This window comes from Erythrobacter litoralis HTCC2594 (assembly GCF_000013005.1).
In the GTDB taxonomy this organism is placed as follows: domain Bacteria; phylum Pseudomonadota; class Alphaproteobacteria; order Sphingomonadales; family Sphingomonadaceae; genus Parerythrobacter; species Parerythrobacter litoralis_A.
In genome coordinates this window covers 341,002-364,867 of record NC_007722.1, presented here as the reverse complement: position 1 = coordinate 364,867, position 23,866 = coordinate 341,002, and the positions used below count along the sequence as shown (strand labels likewise).

General features: G+C 63.3%; 28 protein-coding genes. 12 read left to right on the top strand and 16 right to left on the bottom strand.

Annotation, left to right across the window (positions count from 1 at the left end; genetic code table 11):
- Positions 1 to 99 precede the first annotated feature (99 nt).
- Positions 100 to 291 (top strand): hypothetical protein, encoded by a 192-nt coding sequence (locus tag EL2594_RS01600; protein WP_233994297.1) that lies wholly within the window; start codon positions 100 to 102, stop codon positions 289 to 291.
- Positions 292 to 466: 175 nt separating this feature from the next.
- Positions 467 to 685 carry a hypothetical protein gene (locus tag EL2594_RS01595; protein ID WP_011413290.1) on the top strand — a complete coding sequence of 73 codons (219 nt, stop codon included), beginning with the start codon at positions 467 to 469 and terminating at the stop codon, positions 683 to 685.
- A 100-nt stretch (positions 686 to 785) separates the two neighbouring features.
- Here the strand turns inward: EL2594_RS01595 and tatC are convergent, their stop codons facing one another.
- The 9 genes from tatC to EL2594_RS01550 all read right to left on the bottom strand — a co-directional run bounded on the left by tatC (position 786) and on the right by EL2594_RS01550 (position 8,139).
- The gene (gene tatC / locus EL2594_RS01590; RefSeq protein WP_011413289.1) at positions 786 to 1,592 is read right to left on the bottom strand and encodes a twin-arginine translocase subunit TatC; all 807 of its coding nucleotides are present in this window, start codon (positions 1,590 to 1,592) and stop codon (positions 786 to 788) included.
- Between the two features lie 7 nt (positions 1,593 to 1,599).
- On the bottom strand, positions 1,600 to 2,016 hold the full coding sequence (tatB, locus tag EL2594_RS01585; protein ID WP_011413288.1) for a Sec-independent protein translocase protein TatB: 417 nt from the start codon (positions 2,014 to 2,016) through the stop codon (positions 1,600 to 1,602).
- A gap of 18 nt (positions 2,017 to 2,034) precedes the next feature.
- Complete coding sequence (gene tatA, locus EL2594_RS01580; protein WP_011413287.1) at positions 2,035 to 2,277, bottom strand: twin-arginine translocase TatA/TatE family subunit; 243 nt, start codon at positions 2,275 to 2,277, stop codon at positions 2,035 to 2,037.
- 59 nt (positions 2,278 to 2,336) lie between these two features.
- On the bottom strand, positions 2,337 to 3,029 hold the full coding sequence (gene scpB / locus EL2594_RS01575; protein WP_011413286.1) for an SMC-Scp complex subunit ScpB: 693 nt from the start codon (positions 3,027 to 3,029) through the stop codon (positions 2,337 to 2,339).
- A complete protein-coding gene (locus tag EL2594_RS01570; RefSeq protein WP_011413285.1) occupies positions 3,026 to 3,838 on the bottom strand; it encodes a segregation and condensation protein A in 813 nt (270 codons plus the stop codon). The genes scpB and EL2594_RS01570 overlap by 4 nt, the downstream gene beginning before the upstream one ends.
- A complete protein-coding gene (gene nagZ / locus EL2594_RS01565; RefSeq protein WP_041684962.1) occupies positions 3,835 to 4,851 on the bottom strand; it encodes a beta-N-acetylhexosaminidase in 1,017 nt (338 codons plus the stop codon). Before nagZ ends, EL2594_RS01570 begins: the two co-directional genes overlap by 4 nt.
- A 103-nt stretch (positions 4,852 to 4,954) precedes the next feature.
- Entirely contained in the window at positions 4,955 to 5,686 is a 732-nt protein-coding gene (locus EL2594_RS01560; protein WP_011413283.1) for an SPOR domain-containing protein, read from the bottom strand.
- A 1-nt stretch (position 5,687) separates the two neighbouring features.
- Complete coding sequence (gene argS / locus EL2594_RS01555; RefSeq protein ID WP_011413282.1) at positions 5,688 to 7,433, bottom strand: arginine--tRNA ligase; 1,746 nt, start codon at positions 7,431 to 7,433, stop codon at positions 5,688 to 5,690.
- Between the two features lie 55 nt (positions 7,434 to 7,488).
- On the bottom strand, positions 7,489 to 8,139 hold the full coding sequence (locus tag EL2594_RS01550; protein WP_011413281.1) for a hypothetical protein: 651 nt from the start codon (positions 8,137 to 8,139) through the stop codon (positions 7,489 to 7,491).
- A 69-nt stretch (positions 8,140 to 8,208) separates the two neighbouring features.
- Between EL2594_RS01550 and ispH the strand changes: the two genes are divergently transcribed.
- The 3 genes from ispH to rnhA are packed head-to-tail and all read left to right on the top strand — an operon-like array spanning position 8,209 to position 10,604.
- Complete coding sequence (gene ispH, locus EL2594_RS01545; RefSeq protein WP_011413280.1) at positions 8,209 to 9,186, top strand: 4-hydroxy-3-methylbut-2-enyl diphosphate reductase; 978 nt, start codon at positions 8,209 to 8,211, stop codon at positions 9,184 to 9,186.
- Positions 9,187 to 9,195: 9 nt separating this feature from the next.
- Entirely contained in the window at positions 9,196 to 10,173 is a 978-nt protein-coding gene (gene thrB, locus EL2594_RS01540) for a homoserine kinase (RefSeq protein ID WP_011413279.1), read from the top strand.
- On the top strand, positions 10,170 to 10,604 hold the full coding sequence (rnhA, locus tag EL2594_RS01535; protein WP_011413278.1) for a ribonuclease HI: 435 nt from the start codon (positions 10,170 to 10,172) through the stop codon (positions 10,602 to 10,604). Before thrB ends, rnhA begins: the two co-directional genes overlap by 4 nt.
- Before the next feature lie 30 nt (positions 10,605 to 10,634).
- On the opposite strand, the gene EL2594_RS15040 is transcribed toward rnhA, so the two are convergent.
- From EL2594_RS15040 to EL2594_RS01525, 3 genes are all read right to left on the bottom strand, one after another.
- On the bottom strand, positions 10,635 to 10,811 hold the full coding sequence (locus EL2594_RS15040) for a YegP family protein (protein ID WP_011413277.1): 177 nt from the start codon (positions 10,809 to 10,811) through the stop codon (positions 10,635 to 10,637).
- Between the two features lie 63 nt (positions 10,812 to 10,874).
- Positions 10,875 to 11,969, bottom strand: a complete 1,095-nt coding sequence (locus tag EL2594_RS01530; RefSeq protein WP_011413276.1) for an NAD(P)/FAD-dependent oxidoreductase — start codon at positions 11,967 to 11,969, stop codon at positions 10,875 to 10,877.
- Between the two features lie 7 nt (positions 11,970 to 11,976).
- Positions 11,977 to 12,924 (bottom strand): alpha/beta fold hydrolase, encoded by a 948-nt coding sequence (locus EL2594_RS01525; RefSeq protein WP_011413275.1) that lies wholly within the window; start codon positions 12,922 to 12,924, stop codon positions 11,977 to 11,979.
- Between the two features lie 119 nt (positions 12,925 to 13,043).
- On the opposite strand from EL2594_RS01525, the gene EL2594_RS01520 reads away from it, so the two are divergent.
- The 7 genes from EL2594_RS01520 to EL2594_RS01490 all read left to right on the top strand — a co-directional run bounded on the left by EL2594_RS01520 (position 13,044) and on the right by EL2594_RS01490 (position 20,468).
- Positions 13,044 to 13,547 (top strand): A24 family peptidase, encoded by a 504-nt coding sequence (locus EL2594_RS01520; protein ID WP_011413274.1) that lies wholly within the window; start codon positions 13,044 to 13,046, stop codon positions 13,545 to 13,547.
- Between the two features lie 87 nt (positions 13,548 to 13,634).
- Complete coding sequence (cpaB, locus tag EL2594_RS01515) at positions 13,635 to 14,750, top strand: Flp pilus assembly protein CpaB (RefSeq protein WP_011413273.1); 1,116 nt, start codon at positions 13,635 to 13,637, stop codon at positions 14,748 to 14,750.
- 74 nt (positions 14,751 to 14,824) lie between these two features.
- Positions 14,825 to 16,471, top strand: a complete 1,647-nt coding sequence (locus EL2594_RS01510; protein WP_081432268.1) for a type II and III secretion system protein family protein — start codon at positions 14,825 to 14,827, stop codon at positions 16,469 to 16,471.
- Between the two features lie 14 nt (positions 16,472 to 16,485).
- Positions 16,486 to 17,127: a CpaD family pilus assembly protein gene (locus EL2594_RS01505; protein ID WP_041684959.1), complete on the top strand. Its 642-nt coding sequence runs from the start codon at positions 16,486 to 16,488 to the stop codon at positions 17,125 to 17,127.
- Between the two features lie 2 nt (positions 17,128 to 17,129).
- Positions 17,130 to 18,413: a pilus assembly protein CpaE gene (locus EL2594_RS01500; protein WP_041684957.1), complete on the top strand. Its 1,284-nt coding sequence runs from the start codon at positions 17,130 to 17,132 to the stop codon at positions 18,411 to 18,413.
- Positions 18,414 to 18,488: 75 nt separating this feature from the next.
- Positions 18,489 to 19,460: a type II secretion system F family protein gene (locus EL2594_RS01495; RefSeq protein WP_011413269.1), complete on the top strand. Its 972-nt coding sequence runs from the start codon at positions 18,489 to 18,491 to the stop codon at positions 19,458 to 19,460.
- A gap of 12 nt (positions 19,461 to 19,472) precedes the next feature.
- Positions 19,473 to 20,468, top strand: a complete 996-nt coding sequence (locus EL2594_RS01490; RefSeq protein WP_011413268.1) for a type II secretion system F family protein — start codon at positions 19,473 to 19,475, stop codon at positions 20,466 to 20,468.
- Between the two features lie 37 nt (positions 20,469 to 20,505).
- On the opposite strand, the gene EL2594_RS01485 is transcribed toward EL2594_RS01490, so the two are convergent.
- The 4 genes from EL2594_RS01485 to EL2594_RS01470 all read right to left on the bottom strand — a co-directional run bounded on the left by EL2594_RS01485 (position 20,506) and on the right by EL2594_RS01470 (position 23,731).
- A complete protein-coding gene (locus tag EL2594_RS01485; protein WP_011413267.1) occupies positions 20,506 to 20,973 on the bottom strand; it encodes a MarR family winged helix-turn-helix transcriptional regulator in 468 nt (155 codons plus the stop codon).
- A 48-nt stretch (positions 20,974 to 21,021) separates the two neighbouring features.
- Complete coding sequence (locus EL2594_RS01480) at positions 21,022 to 21,891, bottom strand: 5'-methylthioadenosine phosphorylase (protein ID WP_011413266.1); 870 nt, start codon at positions 21,889 to 21,891, stop codon at positions 21,022 to 21,024.
- Positions 21,892 to 21,901: 10 nt separating this feature from the next.
- Positions 21,902 to 22,774 carry a crotonase/enoyl-CoA hydratase family protein gene (locus EL2594_RS01475; protein ID WP_011413265.1) on the bottom strand — a complete coding sequence of 291 codons (873 nt, stop codon included), beginning with the start codon at positions 22,772 to 22,774 and terminating at the stop codon, positions 21,902 to 21,904.
- 171 nt (positions 22,775 to 22,945) lie between these two features.
- Positions 22,946 to 23,731 (bottom strand): SDR family NAD(P)-dependent oxidoreductase, encoded by a 786-nt coding sequence (locus EL2594_RS01470; protein WP_011413264.1) that lies wholly within the window; start codon positions 23,729 to 23,731, stop codon positions 22,946 to 22,948.
- Positions 23,732 to 23,866 lie beyond the last annotated feature (135 nt).

The following is a 23,866-nucleotide window of genomic DNA, read 5'->3' as shown; positions in this document are numbered from 1 at the left end:
CGCTCGGTCGGGCCGTTACCCGTCGTGGCGATGAATTTACAGGAACGCTTTCCGTGTTCCCGCTTGGAGTTTGAATTTATGACCTTTCGCAACCTTACCATGGCTGTGGCCGCTCTCGGCCTCGCAGCCGCTCCGGTCGCTGCCGAATCGTTCCGCGCAGGCGCGCCGGTCGACGGATCGAGCCAACTTGCTGAAAACAGCGACCTGTTCCTGATTCTCGGCGCGCTGGCCATCGTCGCCGGCGTCATCGTGCTCGCAGCCGACGACGATGACGACGCGCTGAGCCAGTAAAGCCGCATTGCCCTTGCCGGAAAGTGCCGCGTCCTTGTGTGGCCTATCGGCAACGGGTGGCAAGGCCTCCGAGCGCATTGGAAATTCTCGGCTTTTGAGGCTTGCGCATTCCCGAACCCTGCCCTAATACGGGCCGGAATTTGAGATACAGAATCTTCCTTCAGGAGGGCATACAATGATTTTGCGTAACGTACTGGCTGCAACCGCAGCTCTTTCTCTTGCTGCTGCACCGGCCGTCGCTGAAGCGAGCTTCGCGCGCGCCTCGACCCCGGTCGAAGGTGAAAGCGAAGCTGGTGGTGGCGGTGCGCTGCTCGGCATCTTCGCTGCTGTCGCCATCATCGGCGGCATCATCATCGCTGCGAGCGGCGACGACAACGACGCGCTCAGCCAGTAAGGCGAAGCAATCGAACATTGAAAGCGGGGCTGCGGCCCCGCTTTTTTTGTGCCCGATCCGGATTTGAGGAGCAGGGCCAAGCTGTCGCTGCGACCTGCCCTCAGAGCGTCTCGGCTTCTGCCTCGTCGGCGGCATTCAATTGTCCGCCCTTCCTTTGCTTGCGCTCGCTGAACAGCATCAGCAGCATCGAACCTTCAAACAACAGGTAGAGCGGACCCGCCAGGATCAACTGCGAGCCCGGATCGGGCGGGGTCATGATCGCCGCAACCGCGACCACGCCCACGATCACATAGCGCCGCGCCTTCACGAATTGCGCGCGGCTGACGATCCCCGCCCTGTTCAGCAGCAAAAGCAGCACCGGCAGCAGGAAGCTGATCCCGAAGGCGAGGATGAACTGCATGGCCAGTCCGAGATAATTGCCGGCCCCGGGCAAAGCCTCGACGTCCAGCCCCCCGATAGTGCCTTCGAAACCGAGGAACCAGCGGATCGCGATCGGCATCACTACGAAATAGGCCAGAGCGGCCCCGGCAGTGAACAATATCGGCGTCGCGAACAGGAACGGCAGGAAAGCCTTCTTCTCCTTCGCGTAGAGGCCAGGCGCGATGAAGGCCCACATCTGGTTTGCGATGATCGGAAAGCTGACGAAGAAGGCTGCGAACAGCGCAACCTTCAGCTCGACGAAGAACACCTCGTAAAGCTGGGTGAAAATCAGCTTGCCTTCACCCGCCGGGAAGGAAGCGGTCAGCGGGCGGACGAGGATGCCGAAAATCTCGTCGGCGAAATAGAAGCAGACGCCGAAGGCGATCGCCAGCGCGATCACCGAGCGCAGCAGGCGCGTGCGCAGCTCCACCAGATGGTCGAGCAGCGGAGCCTGCGTTTCGTCGATGTCCTTGATACCGAGTGCCATGCCGTTGTCAGTCCCTGCCCTCGAGCGGCAGCCGCGGCTCGCTTGCAGCAGGGTGTTCGTCAGCCGACGCACGATCGGCCTGTGTTTCCTCAGCCGCGCGAGCGGGCTTCGCGGCTTCGGTGTGCGCCGCTCTTGCTTCGGCGGCGCTCAAGGCAGGATCGGGTGCATCGAGCGGCTGCATTTGATCGGCCGGATGCTTGGCCATGATCTCGGCATTCCGCTCGCGCCATTTCTTGTCCATTTCCTCGATCTCGGCCTCGCGGATCATCGCGTCGAGCCCGGTGCGGAAATGGCTGGAAACCTGCCGGATCTTGCCGATCCAGCGCCCCGCCGTGCGCAGCGCGAGCGGCATATCCTTGGGGCCGATCACCAGAATCGCGACGATCGCAATGACCAGCAGTTCGGTCGCGCCGATATCGAACATGGCGCTGCTCCTCGCGGACTAGCCCTGCTTGTCGGCAGGCCGTGGGTCCTTGGCCGCCTCGCCGGCGGGCTTGGCTTCGTGGCTGGGGCCTTCGATCTTGGCGGCCGGTTCGGCAGGCTTGTCTTCCTCGTTCAGCCCCTTCTTGAAGCTGGATACGCCCTTGCCGAAATCGCCCATCATGTCGCTGATCTTCCCGCGCCCGAAGAGCACGAGGATTACCAGTGCGATAATCAGGATTTGCCAAATACCAATCTGTCCCATCGGACCTTCCTTCAATCAGTGTTGCGGCAGATATAGGGGCTCGCGCACGCAAACGCGAGTCATGCCGGTGTTTCGGGGGTTTCCGATTCGAATTCGTTTTCGGTTACGTCGGGCCGGTCATCGTCGAGCGTTTCAATGCCTTCTTCGTCGCCCTCACTGTCCTCGTCCCGATCTTCTTCGTCGCCCATGGCGGTCAGCGCCTCATAGGCATCGTCGACCGGATCGAGCAGGCCCGAGGCCTTGAGCTCGTCGAGACCGGGCAGGTCCTTGCGGCTGGCGAGGCCGAAATGCTGCAGGAATTCGGGCGTCGTCGCGTAGATAACCGGGCGGCCGGGCACTTCGCGGCGTCCGGCGGCGCGGACCCAGCCCGCTTCCATCAGCACGTCGAGCGTGCCCTTGGCGGTTTGCACGCCGCGGATCGCCTCGATCTCGGCGCGGCTGACCGGCTCGTGATAGGCGACGATCGCCAGCACTTCGGTCGCAGCCCGGCTCAAGCGGCGAACCTGCTCTTTCTCGCGTCGCAGCAGATGCGCGAGGTCGGGCGCGGTCTGGAAATGCCAGCGCCTGGACCGCTCGACGAGGTGGACACCACGCTCCTCGTAATGCTTGGCGAGGTTCTTGAGGGCATCGCGCACATCGCTTGCGGCAGCATCACCCAAATGCGTTGCGAGCGATTCGACACCCATCGGATCCTCAGACGCAAACAGGGTCGCTTCGATCGCGCGCTCGAGATCGCTCAATTGCCCGCTCATGCCTTGACCCTCCGCAGCCGCAATTCGCCGAAGGCTTCGTCCTGCTGGATTTCCGCCTTGCCGAGCCGCGCCAGTTCGAGCGCAGCGACAAAACTCGATGCCTTGGCGCTACGGCGCAATTGCGCATCGGCATGGGGCGGCAGGAATTCCTCCAGCGCCATCCAGTCGAGCGCGACGCCAAGCATGGCGGAAACCCGGTCGAGCGCGCTGTCGAGCGTCATCACCGGGCGTTCCTGCACCATGTGCACGACCGGCGCGGTGCGCGCCTTCACCTGGCCATAGGCCTGCACGACATCGAACCACGCCGCCTGCCATTTTGTCTTGCGATCGGTACGCAGCCCCTCGGGCGCGCCGCGCAGGAAGACATCGCGGCCGACCCGGTCGCGCGCCATCAGCCGGGCGGCACTCTCACGCATCGCGCCCAGCCGCTGGAGCCGCAGTTGCAGCCGCAGCGCAAGCTCCTCAGGGCTCGGGTCTTCCTGCTCTTCCTTTGGCAATAGCAGCGAGGATTTGAGATAGGCCAGCCACGCCGCCATGACGAGGTAGTCGGCCGCAAGCTCCAGCTTCAGCGCTTCGGCGCGCTCGATATAATCGAGATACTGGTCGACCAGTGCGAGGATCGAGATCTGGCGCAGATCGACCTTCTGTCGACGTGCAAGGTCCAGCAGCAGGTCGAGCGGCCCTTCCCATCCGTCGAGCGCGAGATAGAGCGCGCCTTCATCCTTGCTGCCGGCCGCGGCGATGCCATCCCATTCGCCGCTGTCGAAACCGCCGGTCTCATCGGGCACCACGAGCGCGTCCTCGGTCATGCCATCGCCCCCTCGATGCCGAGCAATCGATCGCGCTTCGCTAGCAGGGCCGCCTTGTCGGCCTCTTCGGCTCTTGCGCGTGCCGCCAGTGCGCGATCGAGCCGCGTGGTGCTCTCGGTTCGCATGGTGCCGCAGCGCTCGACGATGCCCTGCATGTCGTCCATCTTGGCCCAGCAATTGAGCACCACGTCGCAGCCCGCCGCGATTGCCCGCTCGGCGCGCTCGGGGATCGTGCCTGAAAGCGCTTCCATGTCGATATCGTCGGTCAGCAGCAGCCCGTCGAAACCGATCCGACCGCGAATGATGTCGGCTATGATGGTCTTCGACAGGGTCGAGGGATTTTCCTCGTCCCACAGCGGGAACAGCAGGTGCCCCGTCATGCCCACCGGGGTCTGGTTGAGCGCGCGGAACGGCGCGAGATCCACTTCCAGTTCTTCGCCGCTGGCATGGACGGTCGGCAGGTCCTTGTGCGTATCGCAGGTGGTGCGCCCATGGCCGGGCATATGCTTGATGCAACCCAGGACACCGCCCTTCGCCAGCCCGTCTAGGATAGCGCGGCCGAGCGCCGCAACCTGCATAGGCTCGCTGCCGAGCGCGCGATCGCCAATCACGTCATGCGCGCCGGGCTGGCGCACATCGAGCGGCGGATGGCAATCGACGGTAATGCCGACTTCGGCCAGTTCCATCGCGAGGACTTGCGCATTGACCCGCGTGGCCTCGATCGCGCTGGCAGGGGCTATCCGGTAAAGCCGGTCGAACGCTTCACCTGCGGGAAAGCCCGTCCATTCAGGCGGCCGCATCCGCGCGACACGGCCACCTTCCTGGTCGATGCAGATAAACAGGTCTTCGCGCCCATGGATGGCGCGCAATTCATCGGTCAGCGCCCGCACCTGCCGGCGATCCTCGATATTGCGTCCGAACAGGATGTAGCCCGCAGGATCGGCATCGCGGAAGAAGGCGCGTTCTTCCGGGCTCAGCGTGAGGCCGGACATGCCGAAGATTGCAGGCGTCATAGAACCTTCGAGATTCGCAAGAAACCCCGCCTGCCACAAGGGCGGCGGGGCTTCCCGGTGTGGATATTAGCTATGCAGTTTTACCGGCGCGACCAAGCGAGTCCTAGCGCTTGACCTGGCAGGCGACCCCATCGGCTTTCAACGCATCGCACAGGCGGTTCGCAGCCGCCGCATCGCCCGCGACTGCCTGCAGGCGATAGACGGTGCCGATATCGGCGGTGCCCTGCTGGATACGGTATTTGAAGCCGCTCAGCGCATCGGTCTGCCGCGTCAGCTGTTGCCAGCCCTGTTCGGCCGAAGCGCGGGTCGAATAGGCGCCGACCTGGACGCCGACGCCGCCGCTTGCGCTGGCGTTGCCGGTCGAACCGGCGGTCGGTGCATCCACGCTCGGTCGCGCGCTGGAACCGGAGCCATCGCCCGAACCGCCGGCCCGGTTGCCCTCGGCCAGACGCCCTTCGCGGGCCTGGCCTTCGCCGACAGCCGGTGCGACATCGCCGGTTCCGGCGAATTCCTTGCCACCCGGGTCCTCGGGGCGTTCCTTGAAGTCGCCTTCTGGCGCCTCGATGGTCGAACCGTCGGCCACCAGCTCAGGATCCGTGCCCCGATTGGTCAGGAAATAGAAGGCACCCAGGATCAATCCAAGCGCCAGCAGGCCGAGCAGAACGAACCCGATGAGACGACCTGTATCGACGCCCTCTTCCTCTTCGTAATCCGAGGATTCGAGCCACGGCAGCGGTTCATCGTCGTCGAGGTCGAGCTCGTCGGTTTCCTGCTCGTCTTCGAACTGCTCGATCGGCTCGTCGTGCTTGTCCCTGTCACCGCTCTCAGCGATCATCTCACATCTCCTCCACGGCCTCGACCCCGAGCAGGGTTAGCCCATTGCGGATAACTTGCCCGATTGTGTCGATCAGGAAAAGCCTTGCTGCGGAAAGCGCCGGATCCTGTGCCAGAATGACGCGTTTCGACGGATTGTCGTTCCCGAGATTGTAAAACGAATGGAACGCGCTCGCGAGATCATAAAGGAAGAAGGCGATCCGATGTGGTTCGCGCGCTGCGGCCGCCGCTTCGACGATGCGCGGGAATTGCGCCGCCTGTTTGATCAGGCCCAGTTCTTCCTCGCCCAGCTGTGCGATCGCCTCTGTCGAAGGCTCGATCCCTTCGGCCCTGGCCTTGCGCAACGTCGAATGGATCCGTGCGTGGGCATACTGGACGTAGAAAACCGGATTGTCCTTGGACGCTTCCACTACCTTGGCGAAATCGAAATCCATCTGCGCTTCGGGTTTGCGGGTCAGCATGGTGAAACGAACGACATCCTTGCCGACCTCCTCGACCATGTCGGCGATGGTGATGAAATTGCCCGAACGCTTAGACATCTTCACCGGCTCGCCCGCGCGCATCAGTTGCACCATTTGTACAAGCTTTACATCGAAGGGAATCGGCTTGCCCTGCCCTTCCGATAGCGCCGCCACCGCCGCCTTGATCCGCTTGACCGTGCCCGCATGGTCGGCGCCCCAGATGTCGATCAGCGCATCGGCTTCTTCCGCCTTCTGCATGTGATAGGCAAGATCGGCCCCGAAATAGGTCCATTTGCCGTCGGATTTCCTGATCGGTCGATCCTGATCGTCGCCGAACTTGGTCGAACGGAACAGCGGCAGTTCGACCGGCTCCCAGTCCTCGATCACCTTGCCCTTGGGCTGTTCGAGCACGCCGTCATAGACAAGACCATGCTCGCGCAGCCACGCCTCGGCCTGCTCGGGCTTGCCCGCTGCCTGCAGCGCCGCCTCGGACGAAAACAGGTCGTGATGGATGCCCAGAAGCGCGAGGTCGGCGCGGATGACGTCCATCATCTTTTCGACCGCCTCGGCGCGGAATATCGGCAGCCATTCGTCTTCCGGCGCATCCTTGAAGCGATCGCCCAGTTCCTGCGCGAGATATTCGCCCACCGGTTTCAGGTAGTCTCCAGGGTAAAGGCCCCCGGGAATTGCGCCGATATCTTCGCCCAGCGCCTCGCGGTAACGCAAGTGCGCCGAACGGGCGAGCGTATCGACTTGTCCGCCAGCGTCGTTGACATAATATTCGCGCGTGACCTCGTGTCCGGCATATTCCAGCAACGCCGCCAAGGCATCGCCGACCACCGCGCCGCGACAATGCCCCATGTGCATCGGGCCGGTCGGATTGGCGGAAACATATTCGACATTGACCCGCTTGCCCTCGCCCATCTGAGAACGGCCATAGCCCTCGCCCAACGCCGCAATCGCTTCGAGTTCGCCCAGCCACGCGCGGTCGGCCAGACGCAGATTGATGAAGCCGGGCCCGGCAATTGCCGTCTCGGTGATATCGGGATCGCGCTCGAGATGCTCGACGATCTTTTCCGCGAGCGCGCGCGGATTGGTGGCGGCCTGTTTGGCCAGCACCATGGCGGCGTTGGTCGCCAGGTCTCCGTGCGATGGGTCGCGCGGCGGTTCGACCGTCACATTGCGGCGCTCGACACCGGCAGGCAGCGTGCCTTCGGCTTCGAGCGCGGACAGCACCGCATCGACCTTCGCAGCGAAGGCGGCGTGAATCGTGTTCAATTCGGACATGCGGGCGCGGTTAGCCGGAAACGCGCCCTATCGCAAAGCGAGATTGGCGGGGCGTTTAGCGGGTCGCGTTGTATGCCAGCTGGCTCTCGCTCAGCTGGAAACCCACAAGCAGTTCGAAGGTCGCCCGTTGCAACGCGGCGCGAACCTGCGGATCGGCCAGCGGGTCGAGCGCGGCGTCGACATCGCCCGGTTTGCGCTTGCGGGTAATCCGCTCGCGAATGTCGGCCGGCAATGTCGCTTCCGCGCGGTTGATGAAGGCGCCTGCCTGGCCGCTGCCTTGCGCGCGCGCCTGCCCATCGGCGAAACTCACCGTGACCGAGCCTACCCGCTTGCTGACCACCGCCGTGCCGCCGCGCAGCACAGTCGAAAAATAGGGCAGTTCCACGGTGCGGGCACCGCGCGCATCGGCACGCGTCGCGAGCACGTCGAACGTCACATTGCTGTAAATCCGATCGCCGGTCTCGTCGCAGGTCGAGCGGACATTGGTAATCGCCGCAGTGACGTCGATATCGTTGACCGTCCGCGAAGTCGGGCTGCGGAAAGTGGTAATGTCGCCGGTGTAATCGGGCACCCCGACCGACGGGCACGCCGTGCGCACCGCGGTCACGCCAACCCCCTCTGCCAGGACGAGTTCGCCTTCATTGGAACACGCCGCCAGCACCGCCAGTGCGGCCAGGGCAAGGGTCGGGCGGAAATTGCAGTTCATCGAAGTCCTCACGTCAATCGCTCACGCGTCCCCTAGCGGGCGTCTTTCGAAAGCGCTAGAGGGCGGGCTATGAACGCTCCCTTTCAATCCCCCGAGCCCTCGCAGTCCGGCAAACCCGGCTTGAGCCTCCTGATTGCGGCTCCGCGTGGCTTTTGTGCCGGTGTCGACCGCGCCATCGACATCGTCGAACGCGCCCTCGATAAATACGGTGCGCCGGTCTATGTCCGGCATGAGATCGTGCACAACAAGTACGTGGTCGACGCTTTGCGTGAAAAAGGGGCCATCTTCGTCGAAGAGCTCGACGAGGTGCCGGACGGTGTCCCCGTGGTGTTCAGTGCGCACGGTGTGCCGAAGTCGGTGCCGGCCGAAGCCGACCGGCGGCAATTGCTCTATGTCGATGCGACCTGCCCGCTCGTAAGCAAGGTTCATCGTCAGGCCGAGAGACAGATCGAGAAAGACCGACATATCGTGTTTATCGGCCACGCCGGGCATCCTGAAGTGGTGGGTACGATGGGGCAGGTCGAAGCCGGGCAGATGACGCTGGTTGAAACCGTGGAGGATGTTGCCGCACTGCCGTTTGGCGCGGATGACAAGCTCGCCTACCTCACGCAGACCACACTGTCGGTCGACGACACGGCGGAAATCATCGCTGCGCTCGAGGCGCGCTATCCCGAGATCGCAGGACCGAAAGCGGAGGATATCTGCTACGCCACATCGAACCGACAGGCTGCCGTCAAACGGATTGCCCCCGGTAGCGACCTGGTGCTGGTCATCGGCGCGACCAATTCCTCGAATTCGCTGCGACTGGTCGAGGTTGCAGAAAGGCTCGGGACGAAGGCCAAGCTGATCCAGCGTGCAGACGATATCGATCCCGCTTGGCTCGAAGGAGTCGGCACGATCGGTCTCACCGCCGGCGCTTCCGCGCCCGAACTGCTTGTTCGCGAAGTGGTCGAGAAACTCGGCGAGTGGCGCGAAGTCCAAGAGAACACGATTGCTGCCGCCGAGGAAAATATGGTCTTCAAATTGCCGCGCCAATTGATGGATTGAGCACGCCACATGGCGGTTTACACCCATCTTTCGGCAGAAGATCTGGCCCGCCTGATCGGGCACTACGATGTCGGAAAACTGGTTTCGGCGAAGGGAATTGCCGAAGGTATTTCCAATTCCAACTGGCTGGTGGAGACCACCGGTTCTGACGGCAATGGCGCGCGCTTCATTCTCACGATGTACGAACGGCGGATCGACCTTTCCGATCTGCCCTTTTTCCTCGGCCTGCTCGATCACCTTTCGGCAAAAGGCGTGCCCGTTCCACGCACCATCCATGATCGCGACGGCGCATCGTCGCGCATGGTCGACGACAAGGCGGTGGCCCTGATCGAATATCTGCCCGGCGTATCGGTCGGCCATCCGACGCCCGAACAGGCCCGGGCCGTGGGCATTGCTCTGGCCGACCTGCACCTGGCCTCGACCGACTTCGCGCTTACGCGCGAGAACGACCTACGCCCGCGTGACTGGGCCGCCATCCTCGCAGATGCAGGTGCGGGAGCCATCGGCACCATCGATCGCGCCTTGCCGTCGGTAATCGAGGAATCGCTGTCCGACTTACTGGAGCATTGGCCGGAGGATCTGCCCTCGTCCATCGTGCATGCCGACCTCTTTCCCGACAACGTGCTGATGCTGGGATCGCGGGTCAGCGCGTTGATAGACTTCTATTTCTCCTGTCACGATATCACGGCCTACGACCTTGCCGTTACGCATGTCGCGTGGTCATTCACTGCCGGCGGCCATGATTACCGCACCGAGGTCGGAGCGGCGTTGCTGGAGGGATACCAGTCGGTGCGCCCGCTGTCCCAAAGCGAGATTGCTGCCCTTCCGCTGCTTGCGCAAGGTGCGGCGATGCGTTTCATAGCCACGCGCATCCAGGACTGGCTCGATACGCCCGCCGATGCGCTGGTGACCCGCAAGGATCCGATGGATTTTGCGCGGCGGCTGCAGTTCTATCGCCGTGACGGCGAGAAAGTGTTCAACGCATGAAGAAGGTCGAGATCTTCACCGATGGTGCCTGCAAGGGCAATCCCGGCCCTGGCGGCTGGGGCGTGCTGCTGCGTATGGGCAAACACGAGAAGGAATTGTCGGGCGGCGAGCCGGAGACGACCAACAACCGGATGGAACTGCGCGCGGCTATCGAAGGCCTCAACGCCTTGATCGAGCCGTGCGAAGTCGAACTCTACACCGACAGCAAATATGTCGTCGACGGCATTACCAAGTGGGTGCACGGCTGGAAAAAGCGGGGCTGGGTCAACGCCAGCAAAAAACCGGTGCGCAACGACGACCTGTGGCACGACCTAATCGAAGCCGAATTACGGCACAAAGTCACGTGGCACTGGGTCAAGGGTCATAACGGGCACGCCGAAAACGAACGGGCCGACCGCCTCGCCAGCGAAGCGGCCGACCTGCAATCGTAAAGTCGGCGCAAATGCTCCGCGTGGTCCCAATCAGCTATTATCTTCGGTCGGTGCGTCCGGGCCATTTTTCTTGATCGAGTCGATCGCATTCTGCGCACTCGATTTCTGGGAATAGCCCTGCGTCGAGAACATCACTTCGTTGTTGTGCTTGAAGCGAACGCGAAACTCGCCGGCATTGTCTTTGTAAATCTCGAACTTGTGCGCCATATCTGCCCTCTCGTAATATTTTTTTGTCTCAAGCGTCACGGCCAAAAGAGGCCGAAACTCTGACTAGCGAAAGCGGGCCGGACTATAAAGGTTTGCGTCGAGACCCTGTGTAAGAGCGTCCCGTTCCCGTCCGAGCAGCAATTGCGCGCCGAGCCGCGCCGCCGCAGGCGCGGTCTGGATACCGTAGCCTCCTTGGCCCGCGAACCAGAAGAAACCGTCGCGTTCGCGGTCCCAACCGTAGACCGGCAAGCGATCGGGCGAAAAGCTGCGCAGTCCGGCCCATTTCCGCTCGATTTTGCGGATGTCCCAGTCAACGACCTGCTCGAACCGATCGATCGCTTCCGCCACAACGAGCTCCTCGGGCGCAGCATCGCAGGGCTCGCTCGGTTCCTCGTCATGCGGGCTGAGCCAGACCCGCCCTGCATCGGGCTTGAAATAGAACCCGCCGCCGATGTCGAGCACCAGCGGCTGGTCGCCCGGAGGAGGTGGATCGGTCGCCAGTTGCGCGACTGTCCGGCGATAGGGCTGGATACCAACTGCTTGCGCCCCGGCCATTCCGGCGATCTGGTCGGCCCAGGCCCCGGCGGCGTTGGCTATCGTGCGGGCAGACCACGATTGCCCGCGTTCCGACCACAGCCGCCAGCCGCCTTCCGCGCGCTCGATCCGCGAGATGCGTGCCCGGCACACCGGCGCGGCGCCGCCCTTTCTTGCTTGCCCGAGATAGTGCTGGTGCAGGCCCGCGACATCGATATCGCTGCACCGCGGTTGCCAGATGCCTTCCACCCATGCCGGCCTGAGCCGGGGCAGGCGTTGTTCGAGCTCGGCGCGGCCCACACGCTTGATCGTCACGCCGGTAGGGCCGAACCGGTCCATAAAAGCGTCGAGAGATGCCACACCATCCCGACGCGCAATGTATAAGGCTCCGCGTTCCGTCAGAAAGCCGTGCTCACGCAGATACGCCCCCGACGCGAGGGTAAGCGGCACGAGCTCCGGCCCGCCATAGCATTCCTCCCAGAATGCGGCGGAGCGTCCGGTCGTGTGGTAGCCCGGCATATCCTCGGCTTCGAGCAACAGAACCCGCGCATGGGGCACGCATTCCGCGGCAAGGCTGGCACCGGCCATTCCCGCCCCTATGATGGCGATATCGTAGTCCGCCATGACCCGGTCAGTCTCTCGCGGGCGCCTTGCGGTCGAGGAAATTGGCGATACCCTCCATCGCGCGATCGCGAACGGCATCGACTTCGCGAAGGATTTCGTGATGACATTCGCGTCCGAAAGCCAAGAGCTCGCTGTTGGGCAGGCGTTCCGCAGCGTCGACCACCTTGCGGTGGCTCACGAGTTTGTCGTTCGAGGTCGACAGCAGCAAGATCGGTGTCGTAACGCTTTCGAGCACGCCTTCCGCGAACAAGCCGCGCATCGAGGCATAAGCGCGCTCCACCCAGCCCCAGCTTCCGGGGCCCATGACGAGTTCGGGCCGCTTTTCACGCCACCATAGTTCGTCCTGATAGCGCTCGTCGTCGTGGGTCAGGAGCTTGAGGCGGCCCGCAGGAATTTCTCCGGGCTTTTCGCTCCACTTCCACGCCGGCCGCCTGGGGTCGCCCACCCGGGACATCAGCCGCGCTACGCCGTGCGTCAGGCTGACGGGGAGGTTGCCGACAAAGCCGAGCATGGGCGCGGAAAGCACCACCGCGCCGGGATCGACCCGTTCTTCGGCCACCGCCCGCAAGCCCAGATGTCCGCCCATGGAATGCGCGACCAGCACATGCGGTCCTGGCGTCTGCGCTTTCCAGTCGGCCCACAGCGCCGCCAAATCGTCGATCCAGATCGCAAAGTCGTCGACATGGCCAGTCACCTCGTCGGTCCCGAGCCGTCCGGAGGCACCTTGGCCGCGCCAGTCGGCTGCCGTCACCTGCCAGCCGGCGCGATGCCATTCATCCAGACTTTCGAGGTATTTCTCGTAGTGATCGCCGCGCCCCGGCATGAACAGGATGGAGCCGCGCGGAGGCTCGGCCTCGCTCGCCCAATCGATACGGCGCACCCTGTGCCCATCGGGCAGGCCCCACCAATCTTCCTTCGCTGATGACGGAATGGCGCGGCGATCGAAACGGGTCATGTCGGCGTTGGTCTCGGCTTGAATGCGATGGCTTATGGCGCGCTTCTGGACTTGGTTACTATTTGGTAAGTGATGACCTGTAGCACCTGTTCCGACACGGGGATTTACAGGGGCTGGCCATGGTGGCTGACTATCTTCACTACGGACTGCTTGTGGCGTTGGCAATCGCACTGCTGACGGCCGCGTTCACCGATTTGCGCAGTCGCCAGATCGGCAACTGGCTCAACGGCGCGATCGCTCTGGGCGCCCCCCTCTTCTGGTGGTCGAGCGGGCTCGACCTGTGGCCCGGGGTCGCGTGGCAGCTTGGCGTGGCCCTCATCACTTTCGCGATCTGCGCCGGCTTGTTCGCAATGCGCTGGATGGGCGGCGGCGATGTCAAACTGCTTACCGCGCTGGCGTTGTGGATCGCCCCGGCGCTGTTCTTCAATCTCATCGTGATCATGGCCCTGCTCGGCGGCGTACTGACGCTGCTGTTCGGCATGTGGCACCTGATCCGCCGCCAGCGAGAACGGCTCGCCATTCCCTATGGCGTAGCGATCTCGGCCGCCGGCCTGTGGATCCTGACAACACATTATTTTCCGCTCGCGCAAGCCTCGATCGCCGCCGGCAGCGCAGTGGGGTGAACCCGATTTTAACTACTTTGGCCGTAACGACGGCAACCATACCAACCCGCGATGTCCGCGGGCACGACTGAAGGGGGCTACATAGCCATGGACAGGAAGAAGCTCGTTCTGCTGCTCGCAGCGCTGATCATTGCGGTAGGCACCGCCATGGCAGCCCGGAGCATGTTTGCAGGAGCCTCCGCGCCGGAGGCGACGGCAGCTGTGCAAGAGCCCCAGGGACCCAAGGTGCTGGTCGCCCAGCGCGGCCTGCCTGTGGGCACCATCATCACCGCCGATGCGCTCGGGTTCCAGATGTGGCCCGAAGAGCTGGTGCAGGACGCCTACTTCATCGAAGGCGAATCCGACATCACCCAGCTTCTCGGCACCGTTGTGCGCCATCCCGTTACGGCTGGCGAACCGCTTACCCAGGGTACGCTGGTGAGCCCCGGCGACCGCGGCTTTCTCGCTGCGGCGCTCGGCCCGGGCATGCGCGCCATTACGGTGCCGGTTTCGGCCAACACGGGCGTCGCCGGCTTCGTTTTCCCGGGTGACCGGGTCGACCTGATGCTGACCCAGGCGGTCAAAGGCGAGGAAACCGATCTCAAGGCTACCGAGACGATCCTGCGCAACCTGCGCGTGCTCGCAACTGACCAGACCACCGAACAGACTACCAACGAAGCCGGCAAGACTGTCGTTCGCGCCTTCCGCACCGTCACGCTCGAAGTGACGCCGAAGATCGCCGAGAAGGTCGCTGTCGCCCAGACTCTCGGCACGCTCAGTCTCGCGCTGCGCTCGATTGCCGATAACCAGGCCGAGCTCGAGCGGGCTATCGCTTCGGGCGACGTGAAAATTCCCGACGGTGCTTCGCCGGAAGAGGAAGAGCGCATCATCCAGGCGGCCATGAACCGCCCCAACGACGGCGCGACAAGCTACGTCACGGGCGGCGATGTCTCGCGGTTCCAGAGCTCGACCCTGCCCCGCAGCAAGGAAGAAAAGGCTCAGGCCGCTGCCGCAGCGTTTATCGAAACCGCGCAGAAGAACGGGGGCATGGCGCCCGGCACGCAAGTTGTCGTCCGGCCGGTTCCGACCGTTCGTGTAACGCGCGGCAAGCAGACCACCGAAGTGCCGATCGGCGCTGCCGGCAAGGTGCTGTCGGGCCAGCAACAAGGTCTCGGCGAAGCCGCCCAGGCGGTTCCCGCTGCCAGTGCAGGAATGGTCCGGTGAGCACCATCATGACCAACCCAATCTTATTCCGTCGCCAATTCGAAACGGCGAATTCCCAAACGAGGGGCAAGACCATGAAACGTCGCCTGATTGCAAAAGCGCTCGTCGCGAGCCTTGCCGCGCTGCCAGTCGCAGCCGGCCCGGCCCAGGTCGCGCACGCCCAGTCGATCGTGAAACCGTCGCAGGATGTCGTCCTGTCGATCGGTCGCGGTGAACTGATCAGCGTGCCCGGCGCGATGGCAGATGTGTTTATCGCCAACGACGCGGTGGCCGACGTCCAGATCAAATCGCAGCGCCAGCTCTATGTCTTCGGCAAGTCCGGCGGCGAAACGACCATCTACGCCAGCAATTCCGCCGGCGACGTTATCTGGGCGGCCAATGTCCGCGTAGCGAACAATATCGACAGCCTCGACCAGATGCTGGCGCTCGCCATGCCTGAAGCGAAGATCGCCACGGCGACCATGGGCACCAACACTGTGCTGCTGACCGGCACTGTCGCTGCTCCGGAAGATGCTGCCGAGGCAGAGCGTCTCGTGACGGCTTTCCTGGGTGACGGTGCCAACGTTATCAGCCGCCTGAAAATGGCCACTCCGCTGCAGGTCAACCTGCAGGTGCGAATTGCCGAAGTCAGCCGCTCGCTGGTACGTGAAATCGGCTCCAACCTGACGACCCGCGATACGACCGACGGCTTCCTGTTCGGTGTCAATCGCGGTCGCAACTTCGGGTCGATTACCGACATCGACACATCAGGGTTTCCGCAACTCGACGCATCCGCACAGTTCGGCCTGCCGCCCGGGTCGCTGAGCTTGCCATTCAACCCGGCAACCGGACAATTTGTCGTCGGTGGCGCGAATTTTCCCGTTGCGAGCAACAACCCGGGTCAGACCGCGCTCAACTTCGCAGGCCGCCTGTTCGGTCTGGACATTGCCAGCGCATTCGATGTCGGCGAGCGCCTTGGCCTGATCACGACGCTCTCCAATCCGAATCTGACCGCGCTCTCGGGCGAAACCGCCACCTTCCTGGCTGGCGGTGAATTCCCGATCCCTATCAGCCAGGGCCTCGGTACGACTTCGATCGAATACCGCAACTTCGGCGTCAGCCTGGCCTATTCGCCGACCGTGCTCGCCAATGGCCGGATCTCGATCCGCGTGCGGCCGGAAGTGTCGGAACTCTCGAGCCAGGGCGCCATCACGCTCAACGGCTTCCAGATCCCGGCCCTTACAACTCGGCGCGCTGAAACGACCGTGGAACTTGGCTCCGGCCAGAGCTTCATGATCGCAGGCCTGATGAGCAACAGCTCGCAGAATACCGTCGACAAGGCCCCAGGCCTCGGTGACGTGCCGATCATCGGCAACCTGTTCCGTTCGACCTCGTTCCGCAAGGGCGAGACCGAACTGGTGATCGTGGTTACGCCGTATCTGGTGAAGCCGGTCGACGGCACCGACATCAAGCTGCCGACCGACGGCTATCAGACACCCAATGAGCTGCAGCGTACGCTGGGCTTCCTGGAGAATGACGGCAAGACCGGCGGCGATCGGCCCAAACCGACCGCCCAGGATCGCGACGGTCCCAACCCGGCCGTTTCGAGGATCGACCCCGCAGCGGTGCTGCCTGCGCCGAAAACGCAGAAGGACGATCGCCGCAGCGCCAAGAAATCGAAGAAATCGAAGCGTGACAAGCAGCGCACCGCTGCTGCCGCGCCCGGTTTCAGCCTGAAGTGAGGAAGGTGAGAACGATGCCCAAACTGACTAGGAAACTTGCCGGGGTACTCACCCTGACTGTCGGCCTCTCGCTTGCCGCCTGCGGTGGCATGCCGCAGAACCGCACGATGTATTCCACCAAGCAGCCGGTGGTCGAGCGTACGAACTATACGCTCGATGTTCGCACCGGTCCGGGTGGCCTTTCGATCCCCGAGCAGCAGCGGCTCTCCGGCTGGTTCGAAGCCATGAACCTGCGCTACGGCGATCGCGTGTCGATCGAAGATCCGATGCTCAGCGGCTCTACCAAGGATGCGATCTCGCAGCTTGCCGGGCGTCATGGGATCCTCGTGAGCGACGGTGCGCCGGTCACGTCGGGCTATGTCGAGCCGGGCAGCGCCCGCGTCGTCATCACCCGTTCCAGCGCTTCGGTCCCGGGTTGTCCCGATTGGTCGGTCAAGTCCGAGATGAACTACACCAATGGCACGCACCCCGGTTACGGCTGCGCGATCAACGGCAATCTCGCCGCAATGGTCGCCGATCCGGAAGACCTGGTGAAGGGCGACGAGGGCTCCGGCGAAACATATGTGCGTCGCGGCTCGAAAGCTGTCGAAGCCTATCGCGCTAAAGCACCCGAAGGCGTGGGCGCACTGCCCTCGGCCGGCGGCACGGGAGGATAACAATGAACGCCCCATGGAACGCCGGTATGCCCGGCAATCGTGATCCTTTCGCAGCCTATATTTGCGATGACACCGCGCTGGACATCCTGCGCCCGGTCGTCATCGAAATGGGCTGGGCTCCGGAAAAGTGCAACAAGGGCGGCCTGCGCAATGCGGTCCAGTCGCTATCGGTTTCGGCCAGTCCGAACATCCTGATGGTCGACCTGTCGGAAAGCGGAGATCCGCTGAACGACATCAATGCCCTGGCCGAAGTTTGCGAACCCGGCACGGTCGTGGTCGCAATCGGCCAGGTCAATGACGTGCGCCTGTATCGCGACCTGCTTGCGAGCGGCATCCACGACTACCTGCTCAAGCCGCTGTCGGCCGGCCAGCTGCGCGATTCGCTGAACCAGGCCCAGGCCGTGTTCGCTGCGCCCAAGGCGGGTGACGGCGAAACCGTCAAGCGCCACATCTCGACCGCGGTTGTCGGCACACGTGGGGGGGTCGGCGCTTCGATGCTCTCGACTTCGCTCGCATGGCTGTTCAGCGATGAACACAAGATGCCAACTGCATTGCTCGATCTCGACGTGCATTTCGGCACCGGTGCGCTCGCGCTCGATCTCGAACCGGGCCGCGGCCTGACCGACGCGATCGACAACCCGAGCCGCATCGACGGCCTGTTCATCGAACGCGCCATGATCCGCGCCAACGACAACCTCGCCATCCTATCGGCAGAAGCGCCCATCAATGCGCCGCTGATGACCGACGGTTCGGCATTCGTGCAGCTGGAGGAGGAATTCCGCCAGGCGTTCGAAATGACGGTGATCGACCTGCCGCGCAACATGCTGATCAATTTTCCGCACCTGCTCGCCGACGTGAACGTCGTCGCGCTCGCAACGGAAATGACGCTTGCTTCCGCGCGCGACACGATCCGCATCCTGTCGTGGCTCAAGACCAACGCTGCCCACGCGGTACCGATCGTGATCGCCAACAAGGTGCAATCGGGCGTTGCCGAAATCAGCAAGGCCGATTTCGAAGCCTCGATCGAACGCAGCATCGATTTCACCGTCCCTTACGATGTGAAATCCGCCGCCAACGCCGCCAAGCTCGGCCAGGTCTTCGTCGATGCCAACCCGGGCGCAAAGTCGACCCAGGTCGTGCGCCAGCTCGCCGAACGCATCATCGGTGCGGGCGACGAGGACGGTGAAGACGGCGCGCCGCAGAAGAAATCGCTTCTCGGCGGCTTCGACTTCAAGTCGCTGCTGAAAAAGAAAGAGCCCGCAGCCGAGAAGGCTGAGGCCGAGTAATGCCCTCCCCCGCCGGCAATCGCGCAACCGCGATCCGGCGGGCGGAATAATGAATTGGAAAGGCGGTAAGCGCGCATGAGCATTTTGCAGCTCTTGCTATTCGGAGGCGGCCTGATGGCCCTGATGGTGGTCGGATATTCCGCGCTGTCCGGTCCCAACGCCGCAAAAGAAAGCCAGCGACGGCTCAATGCCGTGCGCTATCGCCACTCCGAAAGCACCGACACCAAGGTTGAATCGCAGCTGAAGAAGGCCATCGCGGCCCGCAAGCCCAAGGCACATCGGATCGCCGGCTCGGCCTCGCGTATCGAAGCGCTCGAACTGCGTCTGGACCGGACTGGAAAAGGCTGGACGGTCAGCCAGTATTTCTATGCTTCGCTGGGCGTCGGTCTGACCGTCGCGGTGCTGATCTTCCTGCGCAGCGGAGCGCTGCTGCTCTCGCTCGGCGTGGGTGCAGTGATCGGAGCCGGCCTGCCGCATTTCGTGGTCGGATTTTTCATTAACAAGCGGACGGCGGACTTCAATTCGAAGTTTCCCGATGCGATCGAACTGCTCGTGCGCGGCCTGCGCTCGGGCCTACCGGTCACGGAAACCCTCGCCGTGGTGGCACAGGAAGTCCCGGGACCGGTCGGTGTCGAGTTCAAGTCGATCGTCGAACGCATCAAGATCGGGAAAACGATGGAAGAAGGCCTCCAGGATACGGCCGACAAGCTGAATATCCCCGAGTTCAACTTCTTCTGCATCACACTGGCGATCCAGCGTGAGACCGGGGGAAACCTCGCCGAAACGCTGTCGAACCTGTCGGAAGTGCTGCGCAAGCGCGGCCAGATGAAGCTCAAGATCCGGGCCATGAGCTCGGAGTCCAAAGCTTCGGCCTATATCGTGGGTGCCCTGCCCTTCATCGTGTTCGCGATGATCTGGTGGATAAACCCGACCTATATCGATGGCTTCTTCACCGACGAACGCCTGATCGTGATCGGCCTGGGCGGCATGGTGTGGATGAGCATCGGGGCATTCATCATGGCCAAGATGGTCAGCTTCGAAATATAAGGGAGGCAGGACATGATCCAGAATTCATCCGGCCCCACCCTGCTCGGTGTTGACGTTATTCTCGTCGGCTCGATCCTTGCCGGCCTCGCAGCGCTTGCCGTCATGATGGCGATCTATGCCGCCGTGACAATCAAGGATCCCATGGCCAAGCGCGTCAAGGCCCTCAACGAGCGTCGCGACGAGCTGAAAGCCGGTATCGTCAAGTCGAGCGGCAAGAAGCGCCAGAGCCTGGTCCGCAAGACCGACCAGACCGAAAAGGTCAAGGACACGCTGCAGAATATGAAGGTTCTGCAGCAGAGCCAGATCGAAGTCATCCAGCAGAAGCTGGCGCATGCGGGCATCCGCAACAAGGAACTCGCGGTCGTCGTTATCGGGGCGCGGCTGGTTCTGCCGATCGTTCTCGGCGGGATCGTCGCCCTGGTCGTCTATGGCCTCGACTTCTTCCCCGAATGGGGCGCGATGAAGCGCTATGCCGCGCTCGTGGTCGCGATGGGCCTGGGTTACAAGGGCCCGGAGATGCTGCTCAAGAACAAGGCAGCAAAACGCACCGACGCAATCCGCAAGGGCCTGCCCGATGCACTCGACCTGCTGGTCATCTGCGCGGAAGCCGGCCTCACGGTCGACGCTGCCTTCAACCGCGTCGCCAAGGAACTGGGGCGTGCCTATCCGGAACTGGGCGACGAATTTGCGCTCACCGCCATCGAACTCTCGTTCCTGACCGAACGCAAGCAGGCCTTCGACAACCTCGCCTATCGCGTCGATCTCGAAGCGGTCAAAGGCGTAGTGACCACCATGGTGCAGACCGAACGCTATGGTACGCCGCTGGCCTCGGCCTTGCGCGTGCTTTCCGCCGAATTCCGCAACGAGCGCATGATGCGCGCCGAGGAAAAGGCCGCGCGCCTGCCCGCGATCATGACCGTTCCGCTGATCCTGTTCATCCTGCCGGTCCTGTTCATCGTCATCCTCGGTCCGGCGGCCTGTTCGATCAGCGACGCATTCTCGATGTAACCCTTCCTCCTCGGGAAGAAGGCAAGCGGCGGGGGACCTAGTCTCCCGCCGCTTCTATTTTGAGCGAGGCTTCGCGCAAGCGCCCGAGCAGGTCGCGCAGCATATCGCGTTCTTCTTCAGCGAAGGGCTCCAGCAATTGCCGCTCGACATCGCGCGCGAGCGGCATGATCTGGCCGTAGATCTCCCGCCCCTCGCCGGTCAGCGCGACATGGTGAGAACGACCGTCTTCCTCGTTGGGGCGACGCGCGACGAGGCCCCGATCCTCCAGCACCTTGCACGCTCGGTTCACCGCCACTTTGTCCATCAGAGTGCGGGCAGCCAGTTCGCGCTGGGTCAGGGCGTCGGCCTCCCCCAACACCGCCATGATCCGCCATTCGCTGATCTTGAGCTCGAAGCGCGCCTGGTAAAGTTCGGCAATGCGCCCACTGACCGCATTGGATGCGATCGAGAGCTGGTAGGGCAGAAAGTCCGCAAGGACCGGGGCATGAGTCATGTCGCTGGCCATGACACTAGTTTCCAACGAAACCATCCACTTGGCAAGCGCAGGCTTGCTTTACCCCAGCACCCGTCCGGCTACGGCATCGAGCTTGGCGACGAGCACCGGATCGCGCTGCTCCGGCGTGGTCAAGATCGCATATTCGAGTGCGGTGTCATGCGGACTTGGCTCGCGCGTAGCGGGTAACGACGAGACCAGCTGTAACATGGTCTTTCTTGCCATATCCGCATTGGCCTGCAGAACCTTGAGGATATCGACCGTCTCTACGCCCGCCTGGTCATCGCGCCAGCTGTCGTAATCGGTGACCATGGCGAGCATGGCGTACGGCAGCTCCGCTTCGCGCGCGAGCTTGGCCTCGGGCATGCCCGTCATCCCGATGACGTCTCCGCCCCACGCGCGGTACATGCGGCTTTCGGCGCGGGTCGAGAATTGCGGACCCTCCATTGCCAAATAGGTCCCGCCGCGATGCACAGTTGCGCCCGCCGCTTCGGCAGCGTCGGCGGCGAGGCCCGACAGTCTTGTGCAGACCGGATCGGAGAGCGCGACATGCCCCACCAGCCCTACGCCGAAGAAGCTGGACGGTCTGCTGCCCAGCGTGCGATCGATGAACTGGTCGACGGCCACGAAACTGCCGGGTGCCAGCTCCTCGCGCAGGCTCCCGATCGCGCTGATCGCGAGCAGGTCCGTCACCCCGCAGCGCTTCATCACATCCACATTGGCGCGATAATTGACGCTGTCGGGCGACAGGCGGTGCCCGGCCCCGTGGCGTGCAAGAAAGGTCAGCCGCACATCGCCGATTCGCCCGGTAGTGACCGGGCCGGAAGGTGCGCCGAACGGTGAGGAAACCTCGATCTCCTGCTGTTCTTCCAGCGCGATCCCCTCGTACAGACCCGATCCGCCAAGGACGCCGATATGCCAATTGCTCATGTGTGCGATCTCACTTGTATTCGGGCTGGTCCCACCAGGGATAGAAGTCCGGCATGTCTTCGCTGACCTTGCCGGGATAGTTCGGTTCGCGCTTCTCGAGGAAGCTGGCGATACCTTCCGCCGCATCCTTGCCCCGAGACAGGCGATAGATCGCGCGGCTATCGATGCGGTGCGCGTCCATCGGGTGATCGCCCGACGGCAGGCGCCACATCATCGCGCGGGTCATCGACACCGAAACAGCCGAGGTGTTGTCGGCGATTTCTCGTGCAATCCCGCGCGCCACGTCCATCAGTTCGGCCTGCGGATGGACCGAACGCACCAGGCCCCCGGCGAGCGCTTCCTGCGCATCGAACACCCGGCCCGAATAGCACCACTCCAGCGCCTGGCTGATGCCGACGAGCTTGGGCAGAAACCAGCTCGACGCCGCTTCCGGCACGATCCCGCGCCGCGCAAAGACGAAGCCGTAGCGCGCGTTGTCGCTCGCAAGGCGGATATCCATCGGCAATTGCATGGTCGAACCGACCCCCACCGCCGCGCCGTTGCAGGCCGCGATCAGCGGCTTCTTGCTGTCGAACAGCCGCAGCGTCAGCCGCCCGCCGCCGTCGCGCACGCGCTCGTCGGACAGGTCATCGACTTCGTTGGGGTCGGAGAACACGCGACCCCCGCCTTCGGGCGTCAGGTCGGCCCCGGCACAGAAGGCCCGGTCTCCGGCCCCGGTGAAGATCACCGCGCGGACATCGTCGTCCTCGTCGAGATCGTCCATCGCCGTGATGATCTCGCTCATGATCGTGCCGGTGAAAGCGTTCATCTTCTCCGGACGGTTGAGCGTGACGGTGGCGATGCCATCCGCCTTGTCGACGAGGATCTGGGTGTAGTCGGTCATCGCGAAGCCTCTCCATTCATCGCATCGGGCGAACACATGGACCGCATGTTACACGGTCCAATGCCGAAAAAAGCAGCGCCCCGATTCCGCTGCCGAAACAGGGGAATGCGGGGCGCTGCGTATATCATGTCGACAAGCTAGCGCTCGCCCTATCTGTAGGAAAGTCCATCCTTACCGCGGTGCCATGCGGATGGCGCCGTCCAAGCGGACGTCCTCGCCGTTGAAATAGCCGGTCTCGATCATGCACATGGCGAGATTGGCGTATTCTTCCGCATTGCCGAGCCGCTTGGGGAACGGGACGCTGGCGGCGAGCGCTTCCTTCACCTGCGGCGGGGCGGCGTTCATCAGCGGAGTGTTGAAGATGCCCGGCAGGATGGTATTCACGCGGATGCCTTCGCGCATGAGGTCGCGCGCGATCGGCAGGGTCATGCCGACGACGCCGCCCTTCGATGCCGAATAGGCGGCCTGGCCCATCTGCCCGTCTTCAGCCGCGACCGAAGCGGTGTTCACGATAGCGCCGCGATCGCCTTCGTCCGAAAGCGGGTCGAGGCTCATCATCCCGGCGGCCGACTTGGCGATGCAGCGGAAGGTGCCGATCAGGTTCACCTGGATCACGAAGTCGAAAGCCGAAATCGGGAAATGCTTGATTTCACCGGTCTGCTTGTCGCGACTGGCGGTTTTGATCGCATTGCCGATGCCGGCGCAGTTGACCAGGATGCGCTCCTGCCCGTGCGCGTCGCGGGCCTTGGCGAAACCGGCGTCGACCTCTTCATCGCTGGTCACATTGACCTTGCAAAACACGCCGCCGATATCCTTGGCGACGGCTTCGCCCTTCTCTTCGTTCATGTCGAAGATGGCGACCTTCGCGCCCTTGGCAGCGAGCGCGCGGGCGGTGGCCTCGCCGAGGCCCGATGCACCACCGGTCACGACGGCGGGGGTGTTGGCTGATACTTCCATTATTCTCTCCTGAAACACAAAAAAACCGTTCGCCCTGAGCCTGTCGAAGGGCCGTACTTCTTTTTGGAACCGCGCACCCGAAGAAAAGGACGGGGCTTCGACAGGCTCAGCCCGAACGGGATTGGGTAAGTCCGG

Bases quoted from the DNA above. Each gene is read 5' to 3' on its own strand.
- EL2594_RS01570 (WP_011413285.1), bottom strand. From the start codon at position 3,838: ATGACCGAGGACGCGCTCGTGGTGCCCGATGAGACCGGCGGTTTCGAC.
- scpB (WP_011413286.1), bottom strand. From the start codon at position 3,029: ATGAGCGGGCAATTGAGCGATCTCGAGCGCGCGATCGAAGCGACCCTG.
- EL2594_RS01505 (WP_041684959.1), top strand. From the start codon at position 16,486: ATGCCCAAACTGACTAGGAAACTTGCCGGGGTACTCACCCTGACTGTC.
- EL2594_RS01495 (WP_011413269.1), top strand. From the start codon at position 18,489: ATGAGCATTTTGCAGCTCTTGCTATTCGGAGGCGGCCTGATGGCCCTG.
- cpaB (WP_011413273.1), top strand. From the start codon at position 13,635: ATGGACAGGAAGAAGCTCGTTCTGCTGCTCGCAGCGCTGATCATTGCG.
- EL2594_RS01525 (WP_011413275.1), bottom strand. From the start codon at position 12,924: ATGACCCGTTTCGATCGCCGCGCCATTCCGTCATCAGCGAAGGAAGAT.
- EL2594_RS01595 (WP_011413290.1), top strand. From the start codon at position 467: ATGATTTTGCGTAACGTACTGGCTGCAACCGCAGCTCTTTCTCTTGCT.
- ispH (WP_011413280.1), top strand. From the start codon at position 8,209: ATGAACGCTCCCTTTCAATCCCCCGAGCCCTCGCAGTCCGGCAAACCC.
- EL2594_RS01500 (WP_041684957.1), top strand. From the start codon at position 17,130: ATGAACGCCCCATGGAACGCCGGTATGCCCGGCAATCGTGATCCTTTC.
- EL2594_RS01520 (WP_011413274.1), top strand. From the start codon at position 13,044: ATGGTGGCTGACTATCTTCACTACGGACTGCTTGTGGCGTTGGCAATC.
- EL2594_RS01480 (WP_011413266.1), bottom strand. From the start codon at position 21,891: ATGAGCAATTGGCATATCGGCGTCCTTGGCGGATCGGGTCTGTACGAG.
- EL2594_RS15040 (WP_011413277.1), bottom strand. From the start codon at position 10,811: ATGGCGCACAAGTTCGAGATTTACAAAGACAATGCCGGCGAGTTTCGC.
- EL2594_RS01510 (WP_081432268.1), top strand. From the start codon at position 14,825: ATGAAACGTCGCCTGATTGCAAAAGCGCTCGTCGCGAGCCTTGCCGCG.
- tatC (WP_011413289.1), bottom strand. From the start codon at position 1,592: ATGGCACTCGGTATCAAGGACATCGACGAAACGCAGGCTCCGCTGCTC.
- thrB (WP_011413279.1), top strand. From the start codon at position 9,196: ATGGCGGTTTACACCCATCTTTCGGCAGAAGATCTGGCCCGCCTGATC.
- rnhA (WP_011413278.1), top strand. From the start codon at position 10,170: ATGAAGAAGGTCGAGATCTTCACCGATGGTGCCTGCAAGGGCAATCCC.
- EL2594_RS01475 (WP_011413265.1), bottom strand. From the start codon at position 22,774: ATGACCGACTACACCCAGATCCTCGTCGACAAGGCGGATGGCATCGCC.
- nagZ (WP_041684962.1), bottom strand. From the start codon at position 4,851: ATGACGCCTGCAATCTTCGGCATGTCCGGCCTCACGCTGAGCCCGGAA.
- EL2594_RS01600 (WP_233994297.1), top strand. From the start codon at position 100: ATGGCTGTGGCCGCTCTCGGCCTCGCAGCCGCTCCGGTCGCTGCCGAA.
- argS (WP_011413282.1), bottom strand. From the start codon at position 7,433: ATGTCCGAATTGAACACGATTCACGCCGCCTTCGCTGCGAAGGTCGAT.
- EL2594_RS01550 (WP_011413281.1), bottom strand. From the start codon at position 8,139: ATGAACTGCAATTTCCGCCCGACCCTTGCCCTGGCCGCACTGGCGGTG.
- EL2594_RS01490 (WP_011413268.1), top strand. From the start codon at position 19,473: ATGATCCAGAATTCATCCGGCCCCACCCTGCTCGGTGTTGACGTTATT.
- EL2594_RS01470 (WP_011413264.1), bottom strand. From the start codon at position 23,731: ATGGAAGTATCAGCCAACACCCCCGCCGTCGTGACCGGTGGTGCATCG.
- EL2594_RS01485 (WP_011413267.1), bottom strand. From the start codon at position 20,973: ATGGCCAGCGACATGACTCATGCCCCGGTCCTTGCGGACTTTCTGCCC.
- EL2594_RS01530 (WP_011413276.1), bottom strand. From the start codon at position 11,969: ATGGCGGACTACGATATCGCCATCATAGGGGCGGGAATGGCCGGTGCC.
- EL2594_RS01560 (WP_011413283.1), bottom strand. From the start codon at position 5,686: ATGATCGCTGAGAGCGGTGACAGGGACAAGCACGACGAGCCGATCGAG.
- tatB (WP_011413288.1), bottom strand. From the start codon at position 2,016: ATGTTCGATATCGGCGCGACCGAACTGCTGGTCATTGCGATCGTCGCG.
- tatA (WP_011413287.1), bottom strand. From the start codon at position 2,277: ATGGGACAGATTGGTATTTGGCAAATCCTGATTATCGCACTGGTAATC.